Source organism: Roseobacter fucihabitans, assembly GCF_014337925.2.
In the GTDB taxonomy this organism is placed as follows: Bacteria; Pseudomonadota; Alphaproteobacteria; order Rhodobacterales; family Rhodobacteraceae; genus Roseobacter; species Roseobacter fucihabitans.
In genome coordinates, this window is record NZ_CP143423.1 from 1,938,338 (window position 1) to 1,955,566 (window position 17,229).

Genomic DNA, 17,229 nt, shown 5'->3' on the forward strand with positions numbered 1-17,229 from the left:
CGGGGGAGCTGTCTAGATGCTGCCCATCAGGCGCCTGTCCAAATGTGCCACTGGTCGCAACAGTTGGCTGAACGGGGGCCAGTAAATCCATGTGCCGCCAAGCGGTCGCACCTGCGCCCCTGTGCCCAGCTTGAACCGCGCCAGGCCCTGACCTTCTTCGGTATCCACAACGCCCAGTTCCAGCCGTTCGACCCCCTTGGCCTTGCACCATGTGATCGCGCTCCACAGCAACAGGGTATGGGCCGAGGCGATGCGCCCGGACGCGCGGGCGTGCCCGATGTGATAGGTCGCCGATGTGCCGTGGCGCAAAATCAGGATGGCCGCGACGGGTTCACGGCCCCAAAAAGCGGTAAACAACTTGGACTGGCCGCGATTCTCGCGTCCATAGGCCAGCGTCAGATCGATCGGCCAGCTGCGATAGCGCCGCCGCGTTTGCTGAAGCGCGTCCGCTTGCAAAAGCCAGTGGTCGGGATCATCGGGCATGTTCTGGCGCGTCAGGCGAAGACTTTGCCTGCGGGCGTGTTTGAGACGATTGCGCCATTTCTGGTGCAGCCCTTTGTGCAGCGTGTCGATATCCGGGTTCAGATCAATCTGCGCGATGCCTGAGGGGCTCACCAGAGGCACCGCGCCGTATTTATGCAGCGGCATCGGCGTATCGGGGGCCAGAATCACCGGACCTTTTGCCTGAAGCGATTTGGCGGTCTCGATCAATTCTTGTGGGGATTGGGGCGCGGCACGTGTGATCATATGAACGGGCAGGGGGCCGAGTTGACGCTGCAAAGCCAGCGTGCCGTCCGCAAGCCGGTGTGCCGGTGTACCAAGGCTGATCAGGGCGCGCTCGAAAGCCTCGCTTTGCTGGAGCGCGCCGACATCATGCAGGGGGGCGGAATCAAACATGTCCGGTATTAACCCGGCTTTTACCTAAGTACCGGTTAATGGTGCCATGAAAAAAACCGTCCAAGGCGTATCCGCCCCCGCTCCTCGCATGACAAAGACCGCCGCGTTCCTGATCGCGACCGGTATGTCGGTCCCGGTATTTGTGATTATCTCTATGGTGGATTGGCTCTGGTTTTAGCCGAGCTGCACCATGGCGTGACGTTTCTTGCCTGCGCTGAGCTTGATCGGGCTTGAAAGCGCGCCCGCGTCGATCATCAGACCCGCATTCGTCAGGGGTTGATCATCCAGCCGCGCGCCGTTTTCCGCGATCAGCCGTTTGGCCTCCTTGCCGGACCCTGCAAGGCCTGATTTTACGATCAATTGCACGATGGAAATCCCATCGCCCAGATCGCTGGCCGATAACGTCAGGGTGGGCAGATCATCGCCAACACCGCCTTTTTCAAAAACCTCACGTGCTGTGAGTTCTGCGGTTGTCGCTGCATCCGGGCCATGCAAAAGCCCGGTAATTTCATTGGCCAATCGCACCTTGGCCGCGTTGACTTCGGACCCTTGCAATGCGCCAAGGCGCTCACATTCATCCACCGGCAATTCGGTATAGAGTTTGAGGAACCGCCCCACATCCGCATCCGTTGTATTGCGCCAGAATTGCCAGAATTCGTAAGGCGAAAGCATATCCGGGTTCAGCCAGATCGCACCGGATTGCGATTTGCCCATTTTCTTGCCATCCGATGTGGTAAGCAGGGGCGACGTCAGACCGTAAACCTCACCATCAATCACACGGCGCGTCAGGTCGATCCCATTGACGATATTGCCCCATTGATCCGACCCCCCCATCTGCAACACACAGCCGTAGCGGCGATGAAGTTCCATAAAATCATAAGCTTGCAGGATCATATAATTGAATTCGAGAAACGACAGAGATTGCTCCCGATCCAGCCGCGATTTGACGCTCTCAAAAGACAACATCCGGTTGATCGAGAAATGCCGCCCGATGTCGCGCAGGAACTCGAGGTAATTCAACCCGTCCAGCCATTCGGCATTGTTGATCATCATCGCGTCTGAGGCACCATCACCATAGGTCAGATAGGCGCTGAACACCTTTTTGATGCCCGCGATATTGTCGTCAATCGCCTGCGCATCAAGGAGCGGGCGTTCATCGGCGCGAAACGACGGATCGCCCACTTTGGTGGTGCCGCCCCCCATCAGCGTGATCGGCTTATTGCCAGTTTTTTGCAACCAGCGCAGCATCATGATCTGAATAAGCGAGCCCACATGCAGGGATTTCGCTGTGGCATCAAAGCCGATATACCCCGGTTGACCACCCTTGAGCAGCGCCTCATCCAAGCCCTGATAATCGGTGCAATCAGCGAGGAAACCGCGCTCCATCATCACGGATACGAAATCTGATTTTGGGTGGTAGGTCATCTTGCTTGCTCTCGCCTTGAATTGCGCCCAACCTATAGGCGCTGGATTGACAAAGGAAAAGGCTTTGAAACGCAGCCTCACGAAAACCGGCCCCGTGACGGCCGTGGGCACCATGAGCGGCACCTCTCTGGACGGGGTGGATGCGGCCGTTTTGCGCACGGATGGTCACCGGATCGAGGGTTTCGGGCGCTCGGGGTATCGCGCCTATACCGCGTCTGAGCAGGCTGTTTTGCGGGAAGGTTTGGGGCAATGGTCGGGTGCGCGCGTCCTGGCGGCAACCGCTGTGGTTGAGCAAGCGCATCTGAGCCTGCTTGAGCAATTTCAAGACGTCGATCTGATCGGTTTTCACGGCCAGACATTGGCCCATGCGCCGCGCACCTGTGGCACCTTGCAGGTCGGGGATGGTGCCGCTTTGGCGCAGGCTCTGGGCTGTCCGGTTGCTTGGGATTTCCGTTCGATGGACGTGGCACAGGGGGGCGAGGGTGCGCCGCTTGCGCCGTTTTTCCACTTCGCCTGCGCCAAATACATCAAGGCCACCGCGCCGCTGGTTTTCTTGAACCTTGGCGGCGTTGGCAACATAACTTATGTTGACCCGAATTTTGAACGACCAGAAGAGCCGGGTGCCCTGCTGGCCTTTGATACGGGCCCCGCGAACGCGCCGCTGAACGATTTGCTGCAATCGCGCCTTGGGCTTGCTTTTGATGAGGGGGGCAAAATTGCGCGCGCTGGACAGGTGTCATCTGCCGTAGTCGCGCAGCTCCTGCAACATAGATACTTCGCGAAAAAACCGCCTAAATCGCTGGATCGAAATGATTTCCCTGAGATAACAAATTGGGTGGCGCAGCTGAGTGACGCCGACGCTGCCGCAAGCCTCACGGCCCTCTGCGTGGCCGGGGTGGTTGAAGGCATGAGGCATTGTCCCCAGACCCCGTCGCGCGTTCTGGTCACCGGCGGCGGGCGGCACAATCCGGTTATGATGGAGATGTTGGCGCGCGATGTGCCGTGTCCCGTGGCGCCTGTCGAGGCGGTTGGGCTGGACGGGGACATGTTGGAAGCTCAGGCATTTGCCTATCTTGCGGTGCGTGTTGCGCGTGGGCTTGCGACCTCCTGTCCTGCGACGACCGGCGTGGGCAGCCCGGTGAGCGGTGGGACGCTTAGTTGGCCGGATGAAACAGAAGTCGCGGGGCCGGGCGTGGCGGACACCTGATCCAGATAAGTTTCGCCGTTATTCGCGCGGAATGTCGAATCTGGGCGGGGCCAGCGCGACCCCCTCAAACTGGAAACCCGGCGATACCGTGCCGTTGACCCGCAGGTATTCCCTGATCGTTTTCGTCGCCTGCAAATGTCTCTCAGGCACAATCAATTACGGTGCACCTGCGTGCAATTACGGCGCACCTGCGTGCCAGATCAGGTCTGAGCAGATGATCTCTGGCGGGGCCTTCATCCGTTGTACTGAGTGACTGAACAAGCGGCGCACCCGCGTGAAGAGCCAGATTTCGGTGGCATCGACGGGGTGCCAATGGCGGCTCTCCGCTGCGAACAGCAGAAAATAAAAACAGGTGTCGATTAGTCGCCCTGCGTTTTCAGTCGCGCAGGTCTGGTTTATAAGTACCCTGGACCTGTCGCGGTTTGATGCCGCTCCTTTGATAGCATTTACTGCACCAAAGGAGACGGACTATGGGACTGAAACGAACGGACGAATTCCGCCAAGATGCAATGCGTATCGCATTGACCAGTGGGCTGACGCGCAAGCAGGTGGCTGACGATCTGGGTGTCGGGATGTCGACGCTGAACAAATGGATCACCGCGCACCGAGATACAGACGTGGTTTCCAAAGAGGATTTGAGCCTCGCTCAAGAGAATGATCGACTTCGACGGGAGAACCGACTCCTGAAGGAGGAGAGGGAGATCTTAAAAAAGGCCACCCAGTTCTTCGCGGGCCTAAAGCAATGAGATTTAGGTTTATCCACTGCCCGGCAGTGCATTGAAAATGCACGAGAGAGGAAGAACGCAGGTGCAGCTTCCCAGCCAACCGGTTGTGCAATGTTGTGGGCGTCAGCACAAGCGGGCTACGCGCATTCCGCAACCGTCCTGCCAGCCGAAGACGGCGGTCTGACTTGGTCACGCTTGCGCACATCCATTGCCCGGCAGTGTATTGAAAATACATGAGAGGGAAGGAGCGGTCCCGTCTCAGCCCGGGCAGCTATGGTCGACCGCGCATGACTGAAGAGCTGAAGGAGATCGGTCTGAATGTTGGCCATCGTCGTGTTGGTCGTCTGATGCGTCAGAACGGAATAACCGTGGTCAGGACCCGTAAACACAAGGTCACAACCATTGCCCGGCAGGCGATTGCACAGCAATCTGCTGAGAGGGGGACAGCGACCATAAGTTCAACATAGCGCCGAACCTGCTGGATCGGGACTTCACCGCAGATGCGCCAAATCAGAAGTGGGCTGGTGACATCAGCTACGTTTGGACCCGAGAGGGTTGGTTGTACCTGGCTGTCATCCTCGACCTGCATTCAAGGCGCGTCGTTGGTTGGGCCGTCAGTAATCGCATGAAGCGCGATCTGGCAATTAGGGCGCTGAAGATGGCGATTGCATTCCGGTTACCGCCGAAAGACTGCATTTATTACCCGACAGGCGATTACAAGGTAATCTGCCGAGAGGGCACCACACGGATCGCGGCAGCCAATATTGTTCTCATGATTATCAGAAGGTCCTGCGCCAGCATGGCTTCAAGGTATCGATGAGCGGCAAAGGAAATTGCTATGATAATGCCGCCCCCTCTCGGCAGATTGCTTTGCAATCGCCTGCCGGGCAATGGTACGCTTTTGAACGGAAAGTGGCTTAAACGAGCACCTGGGGCGGCACAAAAGCGCGACAGGTCCACAATCGTCCCAGCCCGAGGATGCGTTTGAGATGCGCGAAGAGCATCTCAACTTTCTTGCGCAGCCGCATTGAGATTGCGTATTGCTTGGTCTTGGCAATGTCGCGGGCGACCTGACGGGCGTCTTCATGTTCTTCGCGGGTAATTTTTCGCGCATCAGCATTCGGGCAGCATTGCATTTCTGACAGACAGGCCTGACACGTCTGTTTAAGGGCCTTATACTTGGCGACGCCTTTGCCGGTTGGCCCACGATTTGGGTCAGAATAGTTGCGCCGGAATTGCTTGAGCGGCTCGCCTTCCGGGCAGATGTATTGGTTATTCTCCGCATCCCATTCAAAGTCCGCGCAAGACCATGTGCCATCCGTGCGGCTCGCTTTATCCATAACCGGAATGTGCGGTTCGATCTTGCGATCAACCAACCACCCGAGCATCGGGCCGGAACCGTAAGCTGTGTCCATTGCCCGGCAGTTGATTGCAAAGCAATCAATGAGAGGGGGCGATAATCCATTCGGGATGCAGATCGAACGTGTCTTTGACCCGATCCAACATTGAGCGCACAGACCCGACTTCTGCTTGCCGGATTGATCGTCTGGCCTCCACATCGACGATCACGGCATGATCCGTGTCGATCAGGTAATTGGTGGAATAACTGAAGAACGCAGGGCCTTTACGGGCTGCCGTCCATTGGCTTGCAGGATCAGAATGGGACGTGAACTTGGGTTCAACCTCAGATGCTGCGCCAAAAGCTGCGTTATCCAAGACATCAAGATACTCCTTCACGGCACGCGGCGCATCGTTTGGATCGATGGCATTATGGTCCCAATCTTCCTTCGGCGTCGCGTTTTGTTTGTTCGCATCTGCCTCGATCAAACTGGCGTCTGCCGCAAGGCGCTGGCCACTCACCAAGCCATCCGCGATGCACCGAGCTACGGTCTTCTCGAACAGGTGTCGCAACAATGCACTCTCCCGGAAACGCCCATGCCGGTTCTTGGAGAACGTCGAGTGGTTCGGCACCGGATCAGATAGATCGAGGCGGCAAAACCAACGATACGCCAGTTTCAAATGCACCTCTTCACAAAGACGGCGCTCCGAGCGGATGCCAGAACAATAGCCCACGAGCAGCATGCGCCCTCTCATGCATGTAAACATGCACTGCCGGGTAATAGATCAGCAGTTCTGGGTCGATGGACGGGCGGCCAGTGTGGCTATAAAAGTCCGCTAGGTATTGGCGGATGTCGCTTAGATCAACGAACCTATCAATTGACCGCAGCAGGTGATCTTGGGGCACATGATCGTCAATCGAGAACTCGTAAAACAGCGCGCCTTGTGCTTCTTGCTTTGGTCCCAGCATCGAAATCACCCCCGTTGCTAAGGAAAATTGAATCAGCGAATAGCCACCCGATCAAGCAAGAGTTTTTCAACAGAATCGGCTCAGTGCGGCCTTCCAAAGCGGTCGCTTGAGAACTAGATAAAGCACATAAAACCTCAAAGACCGGGCCTAGACGCAATCTGTTCAATAGCTGAGGGGATGGGTGTAAGCATCAACTGGCTTATTGGTCGATCTGACGAACATCTGGCCCCCGAATTCCGAACAGAAGATTATGCGCTGTTCTGTCATTCTGTGGTGATACGGTTGCTGTCAGAATTAATGCCACTTGCCGAAGATACCCCAGAAGCATTCAACGGCGATTTGTACCAGATAAATGGAATTAGCCACGCTGATATCGCGGCGGCTGCCATGTTGGACTTTATGTCGGTTGTGAACACCCAAGCAGGAAATGCGAGCCGCCCAAAGAGACACTTCGAACGTAATTTTAAATCGATCTGCGAAGCCGCCTTCAACAGCGGTATTCAATCTGATTTTTCGAAAATTTTCGAGCGTAAACCGTATACTAAAAGGTTGCCGAAATAATTCGGCAAACATTGATTTCATTACATCTCAAAATTATGGGGTGTCAGACCTACTGTCGCCGCCCAGGTCCGGGGATAGTGCCCCCTCGGGATGCGGGGAGAGGTTCAGGTGCGCGATGATCTCTTGTGCTGTCATGACGGCAGGCTAGTCTGTTCCCAAATGCGGGCCAGGGGAGAATTTCATGAAGGTCATCGTTGTGGGCGCGGGTATCATCGGTTCGCTCATCGCCTATCGTTTGGTGCAGGCCGGCGCAGAGGTCACCTTGATCGATGCAGGCTTGCCCGCGCATGCCGCATCCGGTGCCTCCTTCGGCTGGATCAACGCCAGCTTTTACGCGGATAATGACCATTTCAATTTGCGCGCAGCCGGCATTGAGGCGCATCGCCGTCTGGCCGCTGATTTGGAGAGCGATGCCGTGCAATGGCCCGGATGCCTGTGTTGGGAGCATCAAGGTGATGCATTAGAATCGCAATATAAGGCCCTGAAGGATTTAGGATATACGGTCGATATCATCTCAGAGGTGACCTTCGCGCGGATCGAACCTTTTGCTGTGGCACCGTCCAGAGCGCTGTATTTTCCGGGTGAAGGCTGTGTCGATCTGGCGGCATTGACCTGCGAGGCCATCGCAAGCGCGGCATCTGGTGGATTGCGTCTGATCATGGGCCATGCGGTTACCGGGTTGAGCGACGCGGGCGGGCGGATCAGCGGTGTAGAGACCGTTTCGGGACGGATTGCTGCTGATCGGGTCGTTGTTGCCGCGGGTGTCGCCACGGAAGCGATCCTCAAAGGGGTTGGCGTGGCGTTGCCCATGCTGAAGCGGCCGGGCCTGATGGTGCGCTCTGAACCTCTCAAGCCCTTGTTGCGGCATATTCTGGTCAGCCCGGTGCAAGAGCTGCGCCAGACACCGCAGGGGCATTTACTTGCGCCCGCCGCGGCAAGCCATCAAAGTGATGCAAGTGAAAGCATCGATCAAACCCCCGATGTGCTGGCGGATCGAACCATGCAGCGGGTGAGCGCCTTGATCGGGCGGGATGTCGCCTGGGAACAGGTCACGCTGGCGCACCGTCCTGTGCCACACGATGGGCTGCCTGCGGTGGGGGCTTGCGGACCCGAAGGCCTGTATGTCACGACGATGCATTCTGGTGCCACGCTGGCGCCGCTCGTCGCGGAAATGGCGGCGTCGGAGATTATGCAGAACGCGCTCGGCAATGAGCAATCCGCGCTTCTGGCCCCCTACAGACCGGCGCGATTCACAGATTGAGTTCGTAAAACACCAGATGTTGCTCGGTATCCGGCGGAAGATCCGAGTAAGGACCACGGCGCTCAAATCCGAGCTTTTCATAAAGCTTTTGGGCGGTGGTAAACTTCGCCGATGTATCAAGTAACAAGCGGAGATAGCCATCCGCACGGGCTTGCGCAATCAAGGCTCGTGACAACATCTCTCCGGCACCACTGCCACGTGCATCGGCACGGATGAACACGCGTTTGACCTCGCCGTCCGTCTCGCTCAAGGGCTGGATCATGCCGCAGCCAAAGGGCGTCTCACCGTCCTGGATCAGCATGATTTCTCCACGCGGGCGGGCATGTTTTACCGGTAAATCGGCCATCAGCAAGCGGTAGGCGTCTTGCGGGTAGAACGCCTCGACGATGTCGCGCATATCGGCGTCAAATCCCAGCAGGAATGCACGGTACTCCCAGCAAAGCTCCTGAACCACCGGCAGATCGCGCGGCATTTCAGCCGCGCGCACAGTCAACACGCTCATTAGCGCAGTATCGCGCGCCCGGCATATTGTGCCGTTTCACCCAAGGCTTCTTCGATACGGATCAGCTGATTGTATTTTGCCAACCGGTCCGACCGCGCCAGCGAGCCTGTCTTGATTTGCCCACAGTTTGTGGCTACCGCGAGATCGGCTATCGTTGCATCCTCGGTTTCACCGGAGCGGTGTGACATCACGTTGGTGAATCCCGCGCGGTGGGCCATGTCAACCGCTTTAAGTGTTTCCGTTAACGTACCGATTTGGTTTACTTTTACGAGCATTGAGTTTGCGGATTTGCGCTCGATCCCCATTGCCAGCCGGGTAGGGTTCGTCACAAACAGATCATCCCCCACAAGCTGGATCTTGTCGCCAAGAGCTGCGGTTAGCGCGTGCCAGCCGTCCCAGTCATCTTCGGACATGCCGTCCTCAATCGAGATGATCGGGTAGTCATCCACAAGTGCCTTGAGATATTCGACGTTTTCTGCCGATGTCAGCGTTTTTCCTTCTCCGGCAAGGACATATTTTCCGTCCTTAAAGTATTCTGTCGCGGCGCAATCCATGGCCAGATAGATATCATCCCCCGGCTTGTACCCTGCTTTTTCGATAGATTTCAGAATAAAATCAAGTGCATCACGGGTGGAGTTGATGTTGGGCGCAAAGCCTCCCTCATCCCCGATCCCCGTGGACAACCCCGCAGCCGAAAGCTCTTTTTTCAGCGTATGGAACACTTCGGAGCCCATGCGCACGGCTTCGCGGATATTTTCCGCCGCCACTGGCATGATCATGAATTCCTGAATGTCGATGGGGTTATCGGCATGTTCACCGCCGTTGATGATATTCATCATCGGCACGGGCAAAACCCGCGCAGAGGTGCCCCCGATATAGCGATAGAGCGGCTGGGTGGTGTAATCCGCCGCGGCCTTTGCGGCGGCCATCGAGACGCCAAGGATCGCATTGGCACCCAGGCGTGACTTGTTTTCGGTCCCGTCCAATTCGATCATCACAGCGTCGAGCTCGACCTGCTCGGTGGCATCAATCCCCACGAGTGCTTCGGCAATCTCGCCGTTCACCGCTGCGCAGGCCTCCAGCACGCCCTTACCCATATAGCGCGCCATATCGCCATCGCGCCGCTCAACCGCTTCATAAGCTCCGGTAGAGGCACCTGAGGGCACAGCTGCGCGCCCCATCGACCCATCTTCCAGGATCACGTCGACCTCGACCGTGGGGTTGCCGCGGCTGTCGAGAATTTCGCGGGCGTGGATGTCGATGATGGTGCTCATGTCAGGTTCCTTTGGTCTGCGTTATTTGCGTCATAGCGGGGTGCGCGCCGTAAGGGAAGGCTTAGGCGGTTTTGGCGCGCACATGACGTTCCCGCCAGAGTGTATAGAGCCCGGAGCCGACAATGATTGCGGCACCGGAAAGGGTCCAGACATCCGGACGCTCGCTAAAGACCAGCACGCCGACAAAAAGTGCGAAAATAATACGGGAGTAGCGGAAGGGGGTCACAAAGCTGACCTCACCAATGCGCATGGCGGCCACGATGCCGTAATAGGCCACCATACCGATCAGCAGCGCGAGGGTGAAGCAGAGCCAGTTCGCCAGCGATAGGGCTACGAGGCTGGATCCGTTGATCCACATCAGCACGCCAGCCGCCGGGATCAACACCAGAAAAGCCAAAAAACTCAACTGCATGGTCGAGGTTTCGCGCGGCACGCGCCGCGTTGCCAGATCGCGGATGCCCAGACCGATGACGCCTTGCACGGCAAAGAGCGACAGCCAATCAAAGCTCTCCATGCCCGGACGGATGATCATCAGCACACCGCCAAAGCCCACAAGGATCGCCGCCCAGCGTCGCCAACCGACCTGTTCCTGCAAGAACAGGGCCGCCCCGAGCGTCACGAAAAGTGGTGTTGCCTGAAGGATGGCGGATGCCGAGGAGAGTGGCGTCAGCGCGATGGCGGTCACGAACCCCAATGTGCCGATCAATTCGCCCAGAGCGCGCAGGGCAATTGCGGGGGTCAACATGGCGCGGGTGAACAGGGGTTGTTGTTGTATCCGCAGGATAACGGCCGCTAAAAGCGCGCTGCCCAGGCCCAACATGCCGATGATCTGCCCCACGGGCAGGGCGAGCGCCATGAATTTGATCAGCATATCCTCGATCGCAAAGCCGAGCATCGCCAGAACCATGAAGGCTGCGCCGCGTAGGTTGTCCATGAAATGTCCTTTGAGACGCCGGAGGCGCGCCGATGGTGCGGGGCTTTCCAGAAATGCCGCGAAAGGTCAAGAAATTAGGGGGGTATCGATCGGTTTTTACGCTCTGCCGGTGCCAAATGAGGTCGAACGGAAAGAAGCGGTCCGTCGCAGTGTCGCGAGCGGGCAGGGCTGCAACACCGACGGGCTCGGCTGGTTCTGTCTGCTCAAAGCCGCCAAGGGATGCGCCGCCATAGGGAGATAAAACGCCGTGGAGCCAACCCGCCACAGGGTTTCAAAACCAAGTGATCCGCTTCAGTCCTTCTTAAGCGGTACGCCGTAAAGCTCGAGGCGATGCCCGCGCAACTCATAGCCAAGCTTGCGCGCAATGCGTTCCTGCAAGGCCTCGATTTCGGCGTCAACGAACTCGGTGACCTCGCCCGAATTCATGTCAATCAGGTGATCATGGTGATCGCGTTCGGCGTCTTCATAGCGCGCGCGCCCGTCGCCGAATTCCAGCTTATCAAGGATACCGGCCTCCTCGAACAGCTTCACGGTGCGGTAAACCGTCGCGATGGAAATACCCGCGTCCACGCTGGAGGCGCGCGCATAGAGCTCTTCGACGTCGGGATGATCATCGCTGTCCTCCAGGACCTGCGCGATCACGCGCCGTTGTCCCGTCATGCGCAAGCCTTTGACCTCGCACCGTTTGATGATGGATTTGCTCATACCCGCGCCCCTGAACCGTGGCCCGAAGGTGTAACGCTATTTTGCGCACGCATCCAGATGCGTTTTGAACGATTGGTTGACTTTCGCGCGGATAACCCCCATGTGGTGATCAAGCGAAGCCTTCTGCCGCGTGAGCAGTTCTGAGTGCCCGGGTGAAACCCCGCAAGTTGCGCTCCTATCTCAAGGCTCGTCGATGTTCCCAAAATCACGCGTGGGTCCAAACGCAACGAACAGGTTCCGGCATTTGGTCGCGCCTGTGATCCGTTTTGCGTGTCCCAAGCGGCGTCATGAATGGCGCGGCAAATATGCAATGCGTTGCCCTTTGGGCGCGCTGGAAAGAAACGAATGAGCGATTTTGATATGATGGACCTGCCAGCCAAACTGGTGGCACGTCTGACTGAAATGGGTCTGAAAGACCCGACCCCGATCCAGAAACAGGCGATCCCACATGCGCTGAATGGGCGCGACGTGATGGGTCTGGCCCAGACAGGGACGGGCAAGACGGCAGCCTTTGGCGTACCGATCGTGGCGCAGATGATGGCGCTTGAAGGGCGCCCGGCACCCAAATCGGTGCGCGGTCTGGTGTTGGCACCGACCCGTGAATTGGCCACACAGATCAGCGTCAACCTGCGCGCCTTTGCCGAAGGCACCCCAATTAAGGTGGCGATGGTCGTCGGTGGGCAATCAATTAACAACCAAATCAAGAGGTTGGAGCGCGGTGTTGATCTTCTGGTGGCGACACCGGGACGCCTGCTCGACCTGATGGATCGCCGCGCGGTGCGGCTGAATGAAGCGGTGTTTCTGGTGCTGGACGAGGCGGATCAGATGCTCGACATGGGCTTCATCCATGATCTGCGCAAAATCGCCAGCGTGATCCCCAAGGAACGCCAAACCATGCTGTTTTCGGCCACCATGCCCAAGCAGATGAACGAACTGGCCCAAAGCTATCTGCGCAGCCCGATCCGGGTGGAAGTCTCGCCGCCGGGCAAAGCCGCCGATAAGGTCACGCAGGAAGTGCATTTTATCGCCAAATCCGAAAAACCCGCGCTGTTGATCGAAATGCTGGATAAGCACCGCGAAGAACGCGCGCTGGTATTTGGGCGTACGAAACACGGCTCTGAAAAGCTGATGAAAAACCTTGTCAAAGCCGGGTATGCCGCCGGATCCATCCATGGCAATAAATCCCAAGGTCAGAGGGACCGCGCGATTGCCGCCTTTAAATCAGGTGAAATTAAGGTGTTGGTTGCAACGGATGTTGCCGCGCGCGGCCTGGACATCCCGGATGTGAAACACGTCTATAATTTTGATCTGCCCAATGTGCCGGATAATTATGTACACCGGATCGGGCGGACGGCGCGGGCCGGTAAAGACGGCGCGGCCATTGCCTTTTGCGCCCCCGATGAGATGGGCGAGTTGAAGGCCATTCAAAAGACCATGGGGGTCAGTATCCCGGTCGGGTCTGGACGCCCGTGGGAAGGCGCGGATATTCCCGAAGGCACCAAGCCCAAGGGAAGGGGTCGCGGACGCGGTGGACGACCACAGGGCGGCGGTAACGGTGGCGGGGGCCAACCGGCACAGGGTCAAAAGCCCGGTGGTGGACGCAATCGTCGTCGCGGCGGCAAACCCGGTGGTGGCGGTCAACGCGCCGCCTGATCCCATCCAGATCATCCCCCGCGCCGCACAAATGGCGCGGGGGTTTGCCATCAGGTATAAAGCGACGGCACGCCAAGCTGGGCATGGATGTCATTGACCTCCTGCGCCTCCAGGCCATAGCCTTTGGCGAGTTTGTGCAGATATTGCGCTTCGGCCTGATCATCCAGATTGATGCCCATGACTGATACGGCATAGATCTGGGTTTCCAGGCCCTGCGGCGTTTCCTGGACCAAAGCATCGACATCCACAGGTTTTTGCATCTCGCTCTGAACGAAGGCGGCCTCATCGGCATCGACCTCATCCCCGAGCTGGCCCAAGAGCTTTTCGCGCTCAGCCTCGTCCAATGTACCGTCCGACTTTGCCGCCTGAATCATTGCGCGCAACATCAGCGCGGCGGCCGCTTCCTGATCTGCGCTGGGTTCGATTTCGCGCTGTGGCGTGGCATCAAATGCGGAATTCAGCACCTCACCGAAATTGGCGCTGCTGCTCTGGGGACGGCCCTGCATTTTGCCGCCAAGCGCACCTAGGAGGCCAGCCGCACCGGCGCCACCGGCAAGCCCAGACAGCATATCCTGCAAACCGCCGCCGCCCTTTGCGCCGCCCAGATTGTCAAGCAAACCGCCCAATCCGCCCGTCAACCCGCCCGCGGAGCCAGCCCCGGACACACCGCCTAAAAGCCCGCCAAGCATGCTCTGTAAATCACCGGATTTGCGCCCGCCTGCGCGTCCCGAAGCACCGCCCATCAGCCCGCCACCTCCGCCACGCATCACACTTTGCGCGCCCTTTGCGACAGCCACGCCAATTGCAACCTTTGCCAGCGTTTTCATGAAACTCATGTCGAAAATCCCTCATTTTGAATACTCTGCCTGATACTGTGCCATCAATCGATCCGTGGGTAGTGGGAATAATCCGCGCGCAGCAGCTTTTTGCCTGCCGCAGGATCAATGAGGGGACCGCGCGCGATTGACATTCCCCCGCACGCGTCGCCAGTTGAGGCATGGAACAGAAATCTCACATGGATGCATTTGGCGCCGCAGCCTTGATCGCGTTTGCCCTGCATCTTGCCTTTAACCAGATCGTGATCAAATTCACCAACGGTGGGTTTGGCCCGGTTTTTGCCGCAGGGCTGCGCTCGGCGGGGGCGGTGATTGTTTTGCTGATCTGGATGCGCTTGCGCGGGGTCAGTTTTCGGGTGCCGCGCAACGCAGTTCCGGCGGGTGTTTTCACCGGGTGCCTGTTTGGTCTTGAGTTTATGTGTCTTTTTTCGGCGCTGGACTTCACGACCGTAAGCCGCGCTTCGGTCATTTTTTATTCGATGCCGGTCTGGCTCGCGGTCGCCAGCCATTTTCTGAACCCGTCGGACCGGCTTAGCGGTCTGCGCAGCGTTGGTCTGTTGATGGCCATGGCGGGCGTGGCGCTGGCGCTGCTGGATCGCAGCGACACAACGGCAAGCCTATGGGGCGATATCCTCGCGCTCACTTCTGCGTTTTGCTGGGCCGGGATCGTGCTTTGCGTCAAAATCACGCCGCTGAGCAAGGTCCCACCGGCGCAACAACTGCTGTTCCAACTGATCATCTCCGCGCCTCTCCTCTTGCTGGCTGCGGTGTTTTTCGGGGATTTTATCCGGGACCTGCGCCCCATCCACATCGCGGGCCTCCTGTTCCAGATCATCGCCATCGCCAGCCTTGGTTTCCTCGCCTGGTTCTGGCTGATGTCGATTTATCCGGCCTCCTCCGTCGCCTCCTTCAGCTTCCTGTCACCGGTTTTCGCGGTGATCCTGGGGTGGCTGTTGTTGGATGAAACCGTGAGCCTAAAGGTCTGGATCGCCCTGAGCCTGGTGGCGGGCGGCATCTATCTCATCAACCGCCGCCCCAGATTTGCCTGATCTCAGGTGCCACAAAAGGTGGCGGGCACGCGTTGGGACTGCGTTGGGGGGCGCATCAGCTCGGTGTCCTGCGTGGTGTAGGGCGATGTCGTCGCCGCAAGTAATCGGGTAAAGGGCTGATAGTCGCCCCCCACAGCCGCCGCGATCATCTCCTCAATGCGATGGTTGCGCGGGATCACCCTGGGGGAGGCGGCCTGCATCGTTGTTTGCGCAGAGGTTTCATCCGCGATCCGGGCCCGCCACTTGACGCTCCAGGCGTCAAACGCCTCCCTGTCGGTAAATTGATCGCGTGCATCGCCGCGTGCCAGCGCGTCAAAAGTATTGGTGAAATCCGCGCCCTGCTGTTGCATCAGCGCCAGCAGGGTTTCGATCAATTCAGCATCCTGTGGCGTGGGATCGCAAATTCCGAGCTTTGCGCCAAACCGCTTGCGCCAGGCCGTGTCTATCTGCTCGGGCATCGCGTGTACGATCTCGGTTGCCTCTTCCACAGCGGTGCCGGGCTCTTCATAAAGCTGCAACAGGCAGGTCGCCAGTTGCGCCATATTCCACACAATGATGCGCGGTTGGTTCGAATAAGCATAGCGCGCGGTTTGATCAATCGAGCTGAAGACCGTATCAGCGTGATATTCATCCATGAAAGCGCAAGGCCCATAGTCGATGGTTTCACCGCAGATTGTGCAATTATCGGTGTTCATCACACCATGAATGAAGCCGACCGACATCCAGGCCGCAATCAGTTCCGCCTGCGCGCGACAGACTTCGCGCAGCAATCCCATCGGCCCGTCTGCCTCTGGGAAATGCCGGTCAATTGCGTAATCGGTCAGGCGTTTCAATTCGCCCTTTTGTCCGCGATGCGCGAAAACCTCGAAGGTGCCAACCCTCAGATGGCTTTGCGCAACCCGCGTTAACACCGCGCCGGGCAGGGCGGTTTCGCGCAAGACCTGCTCGCCGGTCAGCACGGCGGCGAGCGCGCGCGTGGTCGGTATGCCAAGCGCGTGCATGGCTTCCGAAACGATATATTCACGCAGTACCGGACCCAGCCAGGCACGCCCATCGCCCATTCTGGAATAGGGTGTCGGCCCGGACCCTTTGAGCTGGATATCGCGCCGCACCCCATCATCACAGACCACCTCGCCCAGCAGAACCGCGCGCCCATCGCCCAATTGCGGGTTGTAGCTGCCGAATTGGTGACCCGCATAAAGCTGAGCGATCGGGGTGGATCCATCGGGCAGCGCAGCGCCGCCGAACACCGCCGCATATTGCGCATCGGGTGCTGCGGGAATCCCGAGCAAATCTCCAAGCTCTTGATTGTAATGCAACAACTCAGGCGAACGCGGGGGCGTTGGAGATAGCTGGCTGAAAAAGCTGCGCGGCAGGCGGGCGTAGCTGTTATCGAAGGGAATTGGAAATGTCATGGGATGGATATATGGGCAGTTTGCATGACTTGCCAGTCATGACCCTCGCGTTTCGACTATAACTTGCTAAATCTCCGAGCGTCTTTTGCCTTGATGCTATCAAAATTTAAAGTGCGACAGCCCGCATATGTTTCTGCTCGATGATTTGCCTCTCGTCCTTCGAACCGGACCGCTTCTGCAGATAGGGTAGTAACCCTGTGACCTTATCCGCACCGGTCATGCACCTTCCAAGGGTCAGGGGGCGCATTTTTTGAGCGGATGAGGTCATGCCATATTGAACGTCCAAGCTTTTTGCGATCACCAGCATGCCTTTAAGTGATCCGCAAAGGATGGTTTCAAGGCGATATAAGGGCCGCTGCGCTTGAGGGTCGGTGAGGCTTTTGCGGACACTTCGCGCGAAAAGGGGTGCAGATCATGAGGGGGACCCTGTAGAGTAATCACCTCCGCATGTGCGTATCTCTGCACAGAAATGTGCGA

General features: G+C 58.0%; 14 protein-coding genes and 2 pseudogenes. 6 read left to right on the forward strand and 10 right to left on the reverse strand.

The genetic code is table 11. From position 1 onward, the window contains the following. Positions 1-12: 12 nt before the first annotated feature. Both ROLI_RS09420 and tyrS read right to left on the reverse strand, forming a co-directional pair. Positions 13-897, reverse strand: a complete 885-nt coding sequence (locus ROLI_RS09420) for a GNAT family N-acetyltransferase (protein WP_187431698.1) — start codon at positions 895-897, stop codon at positions 13-15. A gap of 174 nt (positions 898-1,071) precedes the next feature. After that, positions 1,072-2,322, reverse strand: a complete 1,251-nt coding sequence (tyrS, locus tag ROLI_RS09425) for a tyrosine--tRNA ligase (protein WP_187431699.1) — start codon at positions 2,320-2,322, stop codon at positions 1,072-1,074. Between the two features lie 64 nt (positions 2,323-2,386). On the opposite strand from tyrS, the gene ROLI_RS09430 reads away from it, so the two are divergent. Further along, the gene (locus ROLI_RS09430) at positions 2,387-3,529 is read left to right on the forward strand and encodes an anhydro-N-acetylmuramic acid kinase (protein WP_187431700.1); all 1,143 of its coding nucleotides are present in this window, start codon (positions 2,387-2,389) and stop codon (positions 3,527-3,529) included. Positions 3,530-3,706: 177 nt separating this feature from the next. Here ROLI_RS09430 and ROLI_RS23805 read toward each other — a convergent pair whose 3' ends face one another. Continuing rightward, positions 3,707-3,970 carry a cupin domain-containing protein gene (locus tag ROLI_RS23805; protein ID WP_350340416.1) on the reverse strand — a complete coding sequence of 88 codons (264 nt, stop codon included), beginning with the start codon at positions 3,968-3,970 and terminating at the stop codon, positions 3,707-3,709. 29 nt (positions 3,971-3,999) lie between these two features. Here ROLI_RS23805 and ROLI_RS09435 point away from each other — a divergent pair. Next, positions 4,000-5,106, forward strand: a pseudogene (locus tag ROLI_RS09435) (IS3 family transposase); the annotation flags it as partial. A gap of 107 nt (positions 5,107-5,213) precedes the next feature. On the opposite strand, the pseudogene ROLI_RS09440 reads toward ROLI_RS09435, so the two are convergent. After that, positions 5,214-6,562 (reverse strand): annotated as a pseudogene (locus ROLI_RS09440) (IS1182 family transposase); the annotation flags it as partial. Positions 6,563-6,739: 177 nt separating this feature from the next. Here ROLI_RS09440 and ROLI_RS09445 point away from each other — a divergent pair. Both ROLI_RS09445 and ROLI_RS09450 read left to right on the forward strand, forming a co-directional pair. Continuing rightward, on the forward strand, positions 6,740-7,123 hold the full coding sequence (locus ROLI_RS09445) for a hypothetical protein (RefSeq protein WP_187430474.1): 384 nt from the start codon (positions 6,740-6,742) through the stop codon (positions 7,121-7,123). Between the two features lie 181 nt (positions 7,124-7,304). Then, positions 7,305-8,384, forward strand: a complete 1,080-nt coding sequence (locus tag ROLI_RS09450; protein ID WP_187430362.1) for an FAD-binding oxidoreductase — start codon at positions 7,305-7,307, stop codon at positions 8,382-8,384. On the opposite strand, the gene ROLI_RS09455 is transcribed toward ROLI_RS09450, so the two are convergent. The 4 genes from ROLI_RS09455 to ROLI_RS09470 all read right to left on the reverse strand — a co-directional run bounded on the left by ROLI_RS09455 (position 8,374) and on the right by ROLI_RS09470 (position 11,799). Then, positions 8,374-8,886: a GNAT family N-acetyltransferase gene (locus ROLI_RS09455; RefSeq protein WP_187430363.1), complete on the reverse strand. Its 513-nt coding sequence runs from the start codon at positions 8,884-8,886 to the stop codon at positions 8,374-8,376. The two genes, ROLI_RS09450 and ROLI_RS09455, sit on opposite strands and share 11 nt — an antisense overlap. Then, entirely contained in the window at positions 8,886-10,160 is a 1,275-nt protein-coding gene (gene eno / locus ROLI_RS09460) for a phosphopyruvate hydratase (RefSeq protein WP_187430364.1), read from the reverse strand. The genes ROLI_RS09455 and eno overlap by 1 nt, the downstream gene beginning before the upstream one ends. A gap of 61 nt (positions 10,161-10,221) precedes the next feature. Further along, positions 10,222-11,094: a DMT family transporter gene (locus ROLI_RS09465; protein WP_187430365.1), complete on the reverse strand. Its 873-nt coding sequence runs from the start codon at positions 11,092-11,094 to the stop codon at positions 10,222-10,224. Between the two features lie 291 nt (positions 11,095-11,385). Further along, complete coding sequence (locus ROLI_RS09470; protein ID WP_187430366.1) at positions 11,386-11,799, reverse strand: Fur family transcriptional regulator; 414 nt, start codon at positions 11,797-11,799, stop codon at positions 11,386-11,388. 345 nt (positions 11,800-12,144) lie between these two features. On the opposite strand from ROLI_RS09470, the gene ROLI_RS09475 reads away from it, so the two are divergent. Then, on the forward strand, positions 12,145-13,452 hold the full coding sequence (locus ROLI_RS09475; RefSeq protein ID WP_187430367.1) for a DEAD/DEAH box helicase: 1,308 nt from the start codon (positions 12,145-12,147) through the stop codon (positions 13,450-13,452). Positions 13,453-13,502: 50 nt separating this feature from the next. Here the strand turns inward: ROLI_RS09475 and ROLI_RS09480 are convergent, their stop codons facing one another. After that, positions 13,503-14,288, reverse strand: coding sequence for a DUF533 domain-containing protein (locus ROLI_RS09480; RefSeq protein WP_187430368.1), 786 nt, complete (start codon positions 14,286-14,288; stop codon positions 13,503-13,505). 161 nt (positions 14,289-14,449) lie between these two features. On the opposite strand from ROLI_RS09480, the gene ROLI_RS09485 reads away from it, so the two are divergent. Further along, complete coding sequence (locus ROLI_RS09485) at positions 14,450-15,337, forward strand: DMT family transporter (RefSeq protein ID WP_187430369.1); 888 nt, start codon at positions 14,450-14,452, stop codon at positions 15,335-15,337. Positions 15,338-15,339: 2 nt separating this feature from the next. Here the strand turns inward: ROLI_RS09485 and ROLI_RS09490 are convergent, their stop codons facing one another. Then, entirely contained in the window at positions 15,340-16,752 is a 1,413-nt protein-coding gene (locus tag ROLI_RS09490) for a YdiU family protein (protein WP_187430370.1), read from the reverse strand. Positions 16,753-17,229: the final 477 nt, after the last annotated feature.